The organism is Enterococcus sp. DIV0421 (assembly GCF_051713745.1).
Classification (GTDB): domain Bacteria; phylum Bacillota; class Bacilli; order Lactobacillales; family Enterococcaceae; genus Enterococcus_D; species Enterococcus_D casseliflavus.
Map to the genome: position 1 here is coordinate 1,163,521 of NZ_JBIOQM010000002.1, position 13,178 is coordinate 1,176,698.

Genomic DNA, 13,178 nt, shown 5'->3' on the forward strand with positions numbered 1-13,178 from the left:
GCGGTTATTAGGAAGCAAGCGTGATCTACCGCAAAAAAACGGTAAAACCCACTGCTTTTCAAGCGATTTACTCACTATCTTCCTATCAAGAATGGAAGCTGTCATAGGCGTCAACAGCTTCCATTTGATAAGATTGAGCATTGATCATTCGGTAGATGGGACAAAACTTAACTCCCATTCAATCGTTGCTTGGTAGGTCATGTTACGCGGATTTGATCCAATGGGTACTTCAAGTTTGACACTATCCCCCATCGTCCCCATATCCCCGTAGCGCTGAATCCAGGTACCGCTTCCTTCATTTGCATCTGCTTCAGCGATCAAAGCGGGTACCCCAGGATCAAGGATCATTGATTCACTATAAGTGGGAGGAATTGCTGAATTGGCAGCATTCGTCAGCATAACTGCATTTTCTAAAATAATTCGTGCACCCCGAAGTTCTTCTCCTCGATCATTACGAAATCCTGCAGCGGATAATGTCGCGTTTAGTTCCCAGCCGGTAAATTGAGCGCGACGGTCAGAAATCTGCACGTAATTTGGCCGTTCCTCAGTTACTGAGCCATCTGCACTGCTAAGACGTTGCGGCAATGCCTTGTACTGTTTGGTATCTGCACTTATTGATACATCTCCAAAGCTATACTGGGAGATGAAATCGATACTGATAAACCCTAAATGTTCTGGTATATCCGGTTTATTTTCTGGATTTACTTCAATATCTGGCGCGATCGGATCTCGTGGATTCATTGTGGCAATCTCTTGAACAACTGTTTCAGCTGTATCAAATTTTCCATTTAAGAAAGCGTAAGCCGTCACCGTATTATGTTTTGTAAACCGATCCCCCTCGGCTAAGGTCAAGCTGAAATCACCATTGGCATCTGCTTGAAGATGGAACAAGCTGTTATCATCAAAAGAGGGTGATTGCAGTTGCGGTGCGGGAATCGCTGGATCTCCGTCAAAACGAATCACACTATAAGGTGTGGCTTTTCCCCTAATGATTCTTGAGCCTTCCAGTGCCGGGTCTTCCGTTAATGGTTCTAAATGAACCTCGACATCTGGAATATATTCAAATAGGATACGTTGTGCTCTTGTGGTAAAATTCGCGCGAAAATGATCAACGATCTCTTGAGAGATGGAAGAAACATTCGAAATCGATGACAAGGTAGAGGCAAAATTCACTTTTAAGTTGAAGATTGGACTCCAACTGAAGTCTGGTTCCTCCGTCAAGTTTCCGTGCCGCCATTGTTTCGCTGCTTGAATATCCACATCTAATAGCCCACCGCTGCCGGAGATCGAAATAAGGCTGCTATTTGCTGCATTTCCGGTAACCGCCCTTGTTTTCTCTAAATTGATGCGTTGTGCATCCGCAAAAGTGAAGGTTGAGGCCGAGCTCAAAAATGTCATCAAGGAATGAGAGGGATTGGTTCCGTCTGACTTAATATCCAAGATTCCTTCTTTAGCAACAATAAATGTGGCGGCACCGGCTACATGGATCACTCCGGATGTGGTGGTCCCTTGATTCACTGCATCAATTTCGACACTGCTTTTATTTCCAATAAGCATCGTGCTTCCAGCACCCATGTAGATAATGTTATAGCCCCATCCATTGAGGCTTGTGGTACGTCCGTCAGCTTTGATTACCACTTTGCTATCCTCAGACATTTCAAAGTGGGCGCCGCTAGCATACATACTGATTGCGGGGGAGTTGGCTCGAGCATTCAAATGAAGCTCTGATCGATTACCGATATCGATCCGACCATTTTGAATGTAAATATTTGCCCCATAGGCTTCTCCTCCTGTGCCAGCTGTTCGCAAGGTCATTTTCACATCATCGCCAATAATCATTCGACCCGTTGCATAGTACAAATAAATATTTCCCGCATTAATCGTTGACATGTCAACTACTGCGTTATCGAGAACTTCTAATTGGGTTATTTCCATATTTACCTGATTCGTTGCGTTGATCGTTTGTACTCGTCCTGATCGGGACGTATACGTCGGTGATTGATGCGATGTTACCTCGCCAGACATAACGACAGGTGTTGCGTGCGAGTGAATCAATTGATTTCCCGCATTGGTCAAATTATGGTAGCGCATTCTGGATAGATTCTGTTGTGGAATGCTCATATTCGTAAAATTCATGAAGCCATAATAGTTGCCATGAACGATATCGATATTTTGGTACGTGATGTCCCACGGCGTTGCACTATTGACGGTACTATCATAAAATCCGACAGCAACAGCTCTAAAGTCGATTTGATACCCATTGCCTTCGATCACAAGCGTTCTTGAAATTCCAGAAGCATTGGTCCAAATATAGGCTAATCCATTTGTTGGGTTGGAAGTTGCACTTCCCACAGCCACTCCAGAAACTCCTTGAGTAGGATTATCCGGAGATTCAAAGTCGTTTACGATATTGATATAATTTACATCTTTGTTCACGATTGCCGCCATAAATTCTTGCCAGTTGGAAACATCCCGATGACTGATTTCGTTTAACGGTGTGACCGGTTCTGTCAATTGGGCAATCGCTTCTGCTTGATCAGCTTCTGTGTCTTGCTGATTCTCGTTTAGGTTCGCGTCATTGGAAGGTTGCGTGGTTCGTTCCCCTTCCTGCGGCGTCTCTGATGGTGAGACTTCTGTCTCGATCGTTTCATTATCTGCATCATCATCCGAGTCCTCTTCCTCGTCATCTTCTGCCTGTACTTCGATCGTTAGTTCCGCTTCACCTATAACCAGTTGATAATCGCCTATTTTATTAAAGACGATAGGAATCTCGAACTCCATTGGCTCTTCATCAAAGGTAAGCGTCCATTCCTGTTCTTCTTCAGACAGCTTTTTACTCTTCACTTCTGCAGCAAATTCTTCTTCCGCGATCGCTGCTTCTTTCGCTACAACCAGCGTAATCTCATCTAACGGTTGGCTTGATACGACGAAAACATCGATCGGTTGATCCACGACACCTTCAATCACACTAACTGGAAACTGAAAAAAAGGGGTATGGATGTCAAATTCTTTTGTTTGGATCGGTTGTGTTGCTTTATCAAGCAAGGACATGTTATGCGTTTCGTCCAATGGTTCAATCGTGTGATCGATGGCGTGGATTTCTGGCAATAGTAAACTGCTCAGACTTGGAAAAAAAGTTTGCACACTTAGCAATCCAATAATGATCGCAATTATTACCTTGTGTGGGGTATTCTTCATTTCAACTTTTCCCACCTTCCTTTGCATTTTTTTCTGACGAACAATTAGGATGATCGCAAGCAATAGAAACAAGCTGATTAGACCAGCCGTGGCGATCATCCACCAATTGAGTGACGTATCTACAGTGACATCGAGTTCATTTAAGCGGCGAGCATCTTCTGCCTCTACGCTAAATGTCTGTTCCCAAGACCACTCTTCCTCTCCTGACCGCGCAGTAAGATTCAATACATACTCCCCATTACGAAAACGATCGCCATTCAAGGGAATTGGGAAATGCATATGTGAATTAGGAGCCATTTGCATCGCTGATTGACTTGTTTCATATAAAATTGTCTCACTGCCAACAGATCGAATTTCAGCTGTTACTTCCAATTGATTGACAAATGTTGAAGTATAATTTTGGATAACAGCACTAAATACGTTTCGGTAGTTTACTTGATCGGCAAAAACATCAAGCAGTTCCAATCCCGGATCCGTTGCGGACCGATTGTTGCTTACTACCACACCAATGACATAGGAAAATGCATTCCGAATACCTAATCCTTGTTCAGCAGATTGTGTTTGCTCCTCTTCCGAAATAACCTCTTTGATTCGAATGCCACCTGCCAAAACCCCTTTAAATTCCTCTTCTGGCATCGTAATCGGTAAAGAAATGATTCGTTTTTCTAATGGATCGAACGATACGGTTTCAGGCACCTCTACCAGTTCATCAATTGATGCAGGTAAAGTCGGATCAGGGGATTCTGCATCCCTACCATATTCCACAACACCATTCACATTCGTAAATGCCGTATGGGCAGAAATTTCTATTTCGATCGCTTGATCAGAACCATTTTCGATCTCTAAAGCCAATTCATCACGTTCTCCTGCCCCAAGATTTAAATCGAAATACCCCAATGCCCCTCCTTCCAGCTGACTTTCCGGTAAGATAGGCGTCACATAGAAGTTTAATTCTGATTCTGTCTGAGCATAGCTCAATCTTGGTGAAAAAAAGAATGATAATAGGATGACCGCATAGGTAACCGTTTTTATCCATTTCATTCTCATACGTTGTTCAGTCAAAAGTGGTTCTCCTTCCAAAAAAGGCAGGAATAATTTACTATTCCTGCCAGTTGTTTCTTGTTGCAAGCTATGATCCTTCTTACGGATTTACTGTTTCGCCGCCACTATCAACAGAAGCAGTTAGCGTCCATGTCATTTCCGCAGTATAGTTAGTTGCTAGCTGCGTGGTAGAACCTGGTACAAATAGTTGAATATCATCATTTCTGATAATTTCGCCTTCTTGTTTATTAAGATTTTGTTCCGTCAATTTTTCTTGATCTCCCCAGTAAATCGATGAAGCGCCCGCGCCTTGACCGACCGAAGCACGCATGACAGGAATGTCTTGATCGTTGACATCTAAGATCAACGCATTTTGTTCTTCATTATTGATAACGGCACTTGGCTGTAAGTCTGGATCACCCTCGCCTTTGTTGAACACGATCTCAGGGTTTGCCAACTTGATTTTTGCCCCAGTCAAGACATCCCCTGATTCAGAAGTAAAATCAGTTAGACTAACATTTAATGTCCAACCAGCATGCGTTCCTCGGGTATCTTGCACTTGGGCAAACGATACATACGGTGTCGTACCTGATTGATCAGCCAAATTACGCTCATCAGCAACGATTGAATACCAACGATCACTGGTAGAAATAGCATTCTGACCAAAATCGAATGTTTGTGGTGCATAAGCAATGGTAAATGGACCCGTTTGTCCTGGCGGTGTTGGTTCGATCGTTTCTACTTCTGGGTGCACGACTGGCGGTTGTACCACTGTTAGATCGCTTCCGTCTGAGGTAAACCCTACAACGTTATCGGTAGTCGTTTCTAATGAAGATTGGGCAAAGGCTTGAACGCCTCCTGCTAGTAAAGTGGTGGATAATACAGCGACCGTAGCTAAACGAATCTTTTTCATTTCTAGTTCCTTCTTTCTTTTTATTCAGTACAAAACCAAGTTATTGAACCGTTTCTCCGTCCGGTCCAGCTGTTGCAGCCAATGTCCAAGTAAGGGTTGCTTCATAAAGAGCAGCGTCTTTCGCTGTTGATCCAGGAACAAGTAACTCGATTCCAGCATTTTCAACAACCTCTGCGCCTGCTTCCACTTGTCGATTGATTTCTTCCTGATCGCCCCAAACGACTGACGATACACCAGCACCTTTTGTTTGAGCAGCGGTCAGAACCGAACGCTCACTATTTGTAGCATCTAAAATCAATCCATCCGCATGAATTTGTGGTTCATTTTCTTGGTTGCTTCCGTTATATTCCAATTTTGGCGAATTAAAACGAATTCTTGCTCCAGTCAGTTCATTATTTTGTGTTCCTGATTCAAAAGCACTTAAGGAAACTTTTAAATCCCACCCAGCATTTGTCCCACGCGTATCTTGGACTTGGGCAAAAGAAACATAAGGAACTCTTTCTTCACTATCTTCCGCATCTTTTAGCTTGTGTAATTCAGCCACTAGCTTATATTCTTGATCGGTATTAGAAATCACTTGCTCACCGAAATTAAGCGTAGGTGCGTAAGCAATCGTCAATGGTCCCGTTTGTCCTTCCGGGCCGACTGGATCGATCTCTACATCTGGACCATTAGGACCAGGATTTGGTGGTTGAACCACTGTTGCTTCGCTATCGTTTGGTACAAAGAGAACTTTCCCTTCTGTATCATGGTTTGTTACACTTTCAGTAGCGAAGGCTTGCGCGCTAATAGTAAATAAAGTTGCAGCTAAAACAGCTGCCGATGCAAATGTTACGAATTTCAAATTCATCCCTGCTTTCAAATTATTTGTCTTTTCTTTTTAACCATCATAAATTTTGATCGATGTTTGGTATATTGCACATACAATACAACCAGTACGAGCAGTAATCCAAGTAAGATTACGCCGTAAGTTCTTGTCTCGTTGGTCTTTGGTAAAATACCACCTGGTTTTGCTACCTCGTTTGGTGGCGAGATATTCTCTGTAGGGCCTGCTGGCGGTGCTGGTTCGGGTTGCCCAATAGGCTCATAAACACCGGTAAAAAGCACAGAGCTTTCTGTTTCAACCGACTGCACTTCCTGAGCATTCACCGCTGCCGTAGAAATAGTTATCCCATAAAAAAGAGTGCAAAACAGAACCATACGAACTAATTTCCATACCTTTTCTCCTTTCATTCTCCCTCCTCCTCTATACTTGCCACATCTTATAAGTGATCTTTTCAAAACTGCGTTTGTCTAAGACCCGTTAACAAAAAATGATTTTGAGATCGTTACAGAATCATTTGAACTGTGCAACGCTTTTTCTGTCATTCGTAAAATAGCAGAGAAAGACTTATAACCTTTGACAAAGTTCACTATACTGATGATTTTCACAGATTTGAAATACTATTTTTCACCAATAGGTGAATTTTCTTATTAATTTTACGTTTTATTGACTAAATATAAGCAGTTTTATAAAAAGAAAGGATGAAAATTGTGCGAAAAAAACCCATCATACTAAGCTTACAAATAGTTTCAAAAAAAGGCGTATCGGAAGGTTCATTTCGCATCGAGCATCACCCCTCACACGATCTCTTTGTGAAAAAACACCTGATTTTGAGTGGTGTAATCAAAAAAATTCGGTAAGCTTATGTTTTTCCAGTTGCTTGGAAGGGCTTTAATAAAGGGTATTACGTTAATTACCTGTTTTTTTTATCAATTTGTGCAAAAAAAAACGCTAAGCGATTTCGCTTAGCGTCTTGATCCTAGTTACTTTTGGTTTATGTTCACCATTAAATGGTTTTCTTCCCCTTCATCCGAAGTTTTCCTTCTTGGCACATTGTCAACAATGGACAAACCTCACACTTAGGTGCCCGTGCTGTGCAATGATAACGACCAAAGAAAATTAACGTGTGATGCGTTTTGACCCACAACGTATCTGGAATCTTTTTCATCAATGTTTGTTCGACTTCTAATACGTTGGCGTCTAGTTTACAGATGCGCAGCCTTTTTGATACCCGTTCGACATGCGTATCGACAGCGATTGCTGGAATGCCAAATGCATCGCCAAGAACGACGTTCGCTGTTTTTCTGCCGACACCTGGTAAAGAAATTAAGTCTTCTCTGGTTTGAGGCACTTCGCCTCCAAAACGCAGCAACAATTCAGAGGCACAAGCTTTGATATTTTTCGCTTTGTTTCGATAGAGGCCAATCGATTTGATTTTTTCAATAATGTCTTCTAACGGCGCCTCGCTGAGAGCCTGCGGCGTTGGATATGCTTCAAAAAGTGCCGGTGTCACTTTATTGACTGACACGTCCGTTGCCTGTGCGCTTAGAATGACAGCAATCAGCAATTCAAAGGCATTTTTTGACACTAGTTCTCCATGTGCTTCAGGAAACATCTCATACATTATTTCTATCGCAGTCATTGTTTTTTCTTTACTGATCATTGGACGAATTAAACTCCTTGTATCTTACTCTCCTTCTAACCAATTATGCATAGGGATTTTGGGCATTGGGCCATCTTCTTGTGGCGTGGTTTCATTTTGAAGAAACTGTTTTTTTCTTCTTTTTTGCTCTTCTTCTACTTGCGCTTTTGAGGTAATATTCTTGCGTTCCCACGAAAGCAAAATACGATCGATATAGTTTAAACTATACGCTTGATTCAAGACCGCTTCGCGCAAAGCAAACTGGACCAGCTCGGGATCATAGTGGTCCTCATCCAACCACTGCCCGATCCGTTGGTATTCGATCGCCGATAAGGGGCGACCAAATTCTCCTTCAAATAAGCGATACAACTCGCGTATCTTCTCTTCATTTGTTTCAGCGACTTCCTTTTTGGATTGCTGCTGCAAAAGAAACTCGAGTCGCTCATAAATGCCAGTGAAATCATAATAATCCACCATTTTTCCTGCGTCGTCTTTTTTTGAACCCATTCGCAGCACATCTTTTTTCAGCAATTGATTCAACCAATGATAGATCTCTTTTTGGTCGCTGCCCATCACCGAGGCGATCTCACGTAAATCTGGAAAATCATTGCCTTGCTCATGGCTGCGATACAGTTGTAGCCATAACAAAAATTCATCATTCGTCAAACCAAGATGATGGTAATTCTCTAAAAGCAAATTTGAAATCGTCGTTTGCCCTTTTGCCAAATATTCCTTTAATGAAACCATACTACATCCTCTTCTCCTTGGCTCACTTGAAACATTAAGATTCTTCCTATCAGGATCGAATCAATAAAAAGGGGACGACGCAAATGCGGACGTCCCACGATTCTTTGTTGGTTACGCTTTTTCTTTGACTGCTGCGATGATCTCAACTTCAACCAAAACATCTTTTGGTAAGCGAGCAACTTCGACAGCAGAACGTGCAGGTAACGCTTCATTGAACAATGTGCTATACGTATTATTGAAAGGAACGAAATCATTCATATTTTTTAAAAAACATGTCGTCTTAACGATATCATCTGGCGTAAGTTCCGCCGCTTCAAGAATCGCGTTGATATTTTTCAATACTTGCTGAGTCTGTACTTCAATCGTCGTACCGACAACTTCCCCCGAAACAGGATCTAATGGCACTTGACCAGAAGCAAACAAAAAGCCGTTTGCGATTTTTGCTTGAACATAAGGACCGATTGCTTGTGGTGCTTGATCTGTAGAAATTATCTTCATTTTGTTTCCTCCTCTTTCACTTGGCATTCGGGACATAGACCATAAACTTCTAGTCGATGGTTATTTATTTGATACCCAGTTAATTTCGAAGCTGCCATTTCGACATCTTCCAATCCTGGATAGTAAAAATCAGCGATCTTTCCACACTTTTGGCAGATAGCATGATAATGAGGCTCCGTTGTAAAATCAAAACGACTGGAGGCATCTCCATAATTCATTTCTTTTACAAAGCCAATTTCTGTGAACAAACGTAAGTTATTGTATACCGTTGCGACACTTATACCAGGAAAATGAACTTCGATCGCCCGATAAATCTCTTCAGCGGTCGGATGGGCATCGTGACTGGCTAAAAATTCTAATATCGCTACTCGCTGCGGTGTAATACGAATATTTTCATGTTTTAATCGTTTGATCGCTTCATCGTAGATCGTACTCACAGGAGTTCCTCCATTTCTCTTATCCTACCTATCATACTATGTAAAACCTAAAAATTCAAACAGCTTTCCTTGTTTTTTTCAAAGGAATAGCGCATTTTCCCAGCCCGTCTTCCCTCAGTTTTTCGAGAAAGAAAAGCAGACAAACGAATGCCTGCTTTCTCCCTCTTTGCTAGTCTTCAAACTGATACAGTGCCGTAGACAAATAGCGTTCACCATTATCTGGTACGATCGCTAAGACTTTTTTGCCTTTTCCTAAGTCCTTAGCAACCTCTAATGCCGCTTTGATCGCTGCACCAGAAGAAATCCCTACTAAGATTCCTTCTTTCATCCCAACTTGACGCGCAGTTTCCATGGCATCTTCACTAGCGATGGCAATCACCTGATCATAAATCTCAGTGTCTAGTACTTTAGGAACAAATCCCGTGCCGATCCCTTGGATCTTATGGGGACCAGGTTTGCCACCTCCCAAAATAGCTGATTCTGCAGGCTCAACGCCCACGATCTTCAAATTAGGATAGACGCGTTTCAACTCCTTCCCCGCACCAGTGATCGTGCCACCTGTGCCGATCCCAGCAACAAAAGCGTCTAACCCTTTAGATTCAAACGCATCCTCAATTTCTTTCCCTGTCGTTTTTTCATGGACTTCTGGATTGGCTGGGTTTTCAAATTGTAATGGCATATAATAGCCGTCTTGTTCTGCTAATTCTTTTGCTTTATTGATAGAACCAGTGATTCCTTCAGAACCAGGGGTCAAAATCAACTCTGCGCCATAAGCTTGAACAATTTTACGTCTTTCAATACTCATGGTTTCTGGCATAACCAGCACGACACGATAGCCTTTTGCCGTACCGATCATGGCTAAGCCGATCCCAGTATTCCCAGATGTTGGTTCGATGATGGTATCACCAGCTTTTAACAAGCCATTTTTTTCTGCTTTTTCAATCATGGCTAAAGCAATTCTGTCCTTGACACTTCCCCCAGGATTGAAGAACTCTAATTTCAGATACACATCCGCAGAACCTTCTTCTACGATGTGATTTAATTTGACGATTGGCGTATGCCCAACTAACTCATTGACCGATTGATAGATTTTTGTCATGGAAAATCCCTCCCGTTCTTATTCTTCCATTCTACCTAAAATAACCCCGAGTTGCGAATAAAAAGTAAGCAATTTCAATTTTTTTCTTATTTTTTTATATTTGTTTGTATTCACTTTCTTGATTTTGTTTTTCCATTACAAAAAAAACTTAAGAATGATGCCATTTAGAGCAATCATTCTTAAGGCGGTATCAGATAATTAAACGATTAATTCTTGGCCAACAACAATGACCTCACTAGATAACCCATTTGTTGCCATTAGAGCGTCGACCGTTGTGCCAAATTTATTGGCGATATCCCAAAGTGTATCGCCTGAAGCAACGTGATAGCTCTGCGCTGTAGATCCGCTGTTTACCTGAGTCGTCGTTGTAGTTTGCGTAGTACTGGTGCTAGTCGTGCTCGTTGTACTTGTCCATGCGGTACTTTGCGTTGTCCCAGTATCAAAGCGTGTGAGCTGATACGTTTCAATTAACCAGTTCAGTTTTTGTGCATACCCTGAATCGGTAGCATAGCGCCCCGTCAAGTAATTCGTTGCATCATAAAATGAGGTTGTTTGGCTTTTCCAAACACCACTGTAATGAGCAGTTCCTGTCGCGAAACTCGTGCTGCGCAAGACATTCGCATGATCCTGAAACGATTCCCAGTAAGAGTTATATTGACGAAACGGTTCATTCATCTCTACCCACTGACCATTCAAATACTCTTGTGTAGGCATATAGACACTTTGTCCGTTGTAACTGCCTTTGACCCCAAACAAATTGTAATAGGGTGCATTGGATAACGCGGAAGAACCATAGCCGCTTTCCAAAATCGCTTGAGCAATCATCACAGAAGCATAGAGATCATTGTTGGCAGCAACATCTTGTGCTGACCAGCCAATTTGCTCAATAAAACCTGAGATGTCCTGCGTCGCGTATTGATTCTCAGCAGCTTGTACCTGTTGAGGAACGAAAGTGACCGTCATTGGCGCTAACATCATTCCTGCCCCCATCAAAGAGACCACCGCCTTTTTAGTAGGTCTTTTTATCGTCTTCTTTGGTTGATGATGTCTTTCACTTCTTGTTTGATAACTTCCCATTTTTTTCCTCCAGTAACTGTACGTTTTTTCAAATAAATCAATACAGCTATTATACGGAAAAACATCTAACAGTGCAAACAATGTTCACTTTACACTCGGGAAAGAGTCTTTTAAAAAACTAAACGAACATTCTTAGAATTCTTAACAAAATGAAAAGCTTTTAAAAGTTTTTTCGCTTTCTTCTTTTCTGTTTCAGAAATAATCAAAAAGCAAATTTGTAACAACTCAGCTTCCTTCAACCACCTTGCTTTCTTAGCTCCTTTCTGAACCTGCCTTGTTGATCGCCGTCGATTCCTGAAAAATCTAAAACTATTTGGGACGAAAACGCACTCGGTTCCAAAGATACACACAAAAAATGAAGCATAAGTAAATTATGGGGAGACTTATGATAGTGCGGTAAGTTGACTTCATAGTCGGTGTGATCCCTATCCATTTTACCGAAAACAGCGCGCCTACGGTACCATTCTCATTGATCACAACTGGTACTTGCCTATGCACCTCTTCGTAGAATGGTTCGCCATTTAGAAAATCATTGATCAAGACCATCTCTGCTTCTTCAAATACATCCGCGGATTCTCTCATTACTTTTTGGGCTTTTTCGATCAATTCATTGGGACTATTTTCATCGAGTTCTACCCATATATACGGAAACATCGGCAGAGGATCGATTACTCTGATTCCATCGATTTGCCTTACGGCATCGTCCGCCCGTTGATAGAACAATGATCGTCCTAAATCAGTGGACGGAAAGTACTTGTGCAGCAAATAATTATCCTCACTCAGGGTAAACTTAAACCTGAGCAGATTCGCTTGATATTTGCGCAAAAATAGTCCAGGGACCCACCCTGTCTGAACCATATCTGAAGTAATTGTCATGGGCCGAGCTGCATGCTTTTCGTCTCTAGGATCAAGTGAAACAGTCGTGGGATCAATTTCTTCCAAAGCTCCCCTTTTGATCAACCCAGAAGAAAATTGTCTGATTTCAAAGAGGATCTGATGAAATTCCTCAAAGGAAAAGGGTGCTACTTCAATTGTTACTCGATCATTTTGATCAGGTCCAGCTAAAAGTTGAGCTTCATGTGTGATGAGACTATCCAACAATTGTTCAGTCAATGTGGGAAACTGCTCATCGCGAGCAGCACGGTCGATTTCAAGGTGTATGCGATTGTTCACAAAACCCTTTTTTACGCCGTCTGCCTCATAAGTAGTGATATCCTCCAAAAACAGTGCAGGTAGGCCTGGAGATTCGTTCATATAAAATGGTTCTTCAAATGAATAGGTCGCCATTGCTCCTGTGTTGTCAATGGCTACAAGTTCAAATCGATGCGCTTCAGATTCAGTTGGAAGAAATAAACGTGCGTCAGCTATTTTTCGACCGGGTTCGATCATTACTGATGAAGTGATACTTCGAAAAAGATAACGATCGAATTCCCCATCGACCTTCACGAACACTTCATCAATAAAACTACCTGTAGTAGGGGTTATTGCGTAGATTATCTCAAAAAAGAGCACATTTAATTCTGCACCAGGCTCTTCACTGAGTAGTTCGATGATCGGTTTATCTTCCATGTTTATAATCGTTTGCCCGTCTCTTTCTGTATTACTATTCGTTTCAGCATGACTGATTTTGGGTGTAAACAGCAAGATGATCACTAATACCACGACTTTATTGCGCAATCGTTTCTTTTTTATTTCCATTTTTC

General features: G+C 41.9%; 11 protein-coding genes. All 11 read right to left on the reverse strand.

All coding sequences use genetic code 11. The features are described 5' to 3' along the window. Positions 1-144: 144 nt before the first annotated feature. The 11 genes from IGI96_RS16675 to IGI96_RS16725 all read right to left on the reverse strand — a co-directional run bounded on the left by IGI96_RS16675 (position 145) and on the right by IGI96_RS16725 (position 13,173). A complete protein-coding gene (locus IGI96_RS16675; RefSeq protein WP_438785381.1) occupies positions 145-4,260 on the reverse strand; it encodes a WxL protein host-binding domain-containing protein in 4,116 nt (1,371 codons plus the stop codon). Positions 4,261-4,339: 79 nt separating this feature from the next. After that, the gene (locus tag IGI96_RS16680) at positions 4,340-5,152 is read right to left on the reverse strand and encodes a WxL domain-containing protein (RefSeq protein ID WP_010748398.1); all 813 of its coding nucleotides are present in this window, start codon (positions 5,150-5,152) and stop codon (positions 4,340-4,342) included. Between the two features lie 40 nt (positions 5,153-5,192). Beyond that, on the reverse strand, positions 5,193-5,996 hold the full coding sequence (locus IGI96_RS16685) for a WxL domain-containing protein (RefSeq protein ID WP_270288324.1): 804 nt from the start codon (positions 5,994-5,996) through the stop codon (positions 5,193-5,195). Between the two features lie 14 nt (positions 5,997-6,010). Continuing rightward, entirely contained in the window at positions 6,011-6,385 is a 375-nt protein-coding gene (locus IGI96_RS16690; RefSeq protein ID WP_010748400.1) for an LPXTG cell wall anchor domain-containing protein, read from the reverse strand. Between the two features lie 596 nt (positions 6,386-6,981). Continuing rightward, entirely contained in the window at positions 6,982-7,638 is a 657-nt protein-coding gene (gene nth / locus IGI96_RS16695; protein ID WP_005226155.1) for an endonuclease III, read from the reverse strand. 24 nt (positions 7,639-7,662) lie between these two features. Further along, positions 7,663-8,364, reverse strand: a complete 702-nt coding sequence (locus IGI96_RS16700) for a DnaD domain protein (RefSeq protein WP_010748401.1) — start codon at positions 8,362-8,364, stop codon at positions 7,663-7,665. Between the two features lie 111 nt (positions 8,365-8,475). After that, positions 8,476-8,862 (reverse strand): RidA family protein, encoded by a 387-nt coding sequence (locus IGI96_RS16705; RefSeq protein WP_015509753.1) that lies wholly within the window; start codon positions 8,860-8,862, stop codon positions 8,476-8,478. Beyond that, on the reverse strand, positions 8,859-9,299 hold the full coding sequence (locus IGI96_RS16710; protein ID WP_005226158.1) for a Fur family transcriptional regulator: 441 nt from the start codon (positions 9,297-9,299) through the stop codon (positions 8,859-8,861). Before IGI96_RS16710 ends, IGI96_RS16705 begins: the two co-directional genes overlap by 4 nt. A gap of 169 nt (positions 9,300-9,468) precedes the next feature. Further along, the gene (gene cysK, locus IGI96_RS16715; RefSeq protein WP_005226159.1) at positions 9,469-10,398 is read right to left on the reverse strand and encodes a cysteine synthase A; all 930 of its coding nucleotides are present in this window, start codon (positions 10,396-10,398) and stop codon (positions 9,469-9,471) included. Positions 10,399-10,596: 198 nt separating this feature from the next. Continuing rightward, entirely contained in the window at positions 10,597-11,475 is an 879-nt protein-coding gene (locus IGI96_RS16720; protein ID WP_438785382.1) for a glucosaminidase domain-containing protein, read from the reverse strand. 309 nt (positions 11,476-11,784) lie between these two features. After that, positions 11,785-13,173: a hypothetical protein gene (locus tag IGI96_RS16725; protein ID WP_270288300.1), complete on the reverse strand. Its 1,389-nt coding sequence runs from the start codon at positions 13,171-13,173 to the stop codon at positions 11,785-11,787. Between the last annotated feature and the right edge of the window lie 5 nt (positions 13,174-13,178).

What these genes read in the sequence shown, in the direction of transcription:
- IGI96_RS16680 (WP_010748398.1), bottom strand. Translation starts at nt 5,152, where the DNA reads ATGAAAAAGATTCGTTTAGCTACGGTCGCTGTATTATCCACCACTTTA.
- IGI96_RS16690 (WP_010748400.1), bottom strand. Translation starts at nt 6,385, where the DNA reads ATGAAAGGAGAAAAGGTATGGAAATTAGTTCGTATGGTTCTGTTTTGC.
- nth (WP_005226155.1), bottom strand. Translation starts at nt 7,638, where the DNA reads ATGATCAGTAAAGAAAAAACAATGACTGCGATAGAAATAATGTATGAG.
- IGI96_RS16700 (WP_010748401.1), bottom strand. Translation starts at nt 8,364, where the DNA reads ATGGTTTCATTAAAGGAATATTTGGCAAAAGGGCAAACGACGATTTCA.
- IGI96_RS16705 (WP_015509753.1), bottom strand. Translation starts at nt 8,862, where the DNA reads ATGAAGATAATTTCTACAGATCAAGCACCACAAGCAATCGGTCCTTAT.
- cysK (WP_005226159.1), bottom strand. Translation starts at nt 10,398, where the DNA reads ATGACAAAAATCTATCAATCGGTCAATGAGTTAGTTGGGCATACGCCA.
- IGI96_RS16720 (WP_438785382.1), bottom strand. Translation starts at nt 11,475, where the DNA reads ATGGGAAGTTATCAAACAAGAAGTGAAAGACATCATCAACCAAAGAAG.
- IGI96_RS16725 (WP_270288300.1), bottom strand. Translation starts at nt 13,173, where the DNA reads ATGGAAATAAAAAAGAAACGATTGCGCAATAAAGTCGTGGTATTAGTG.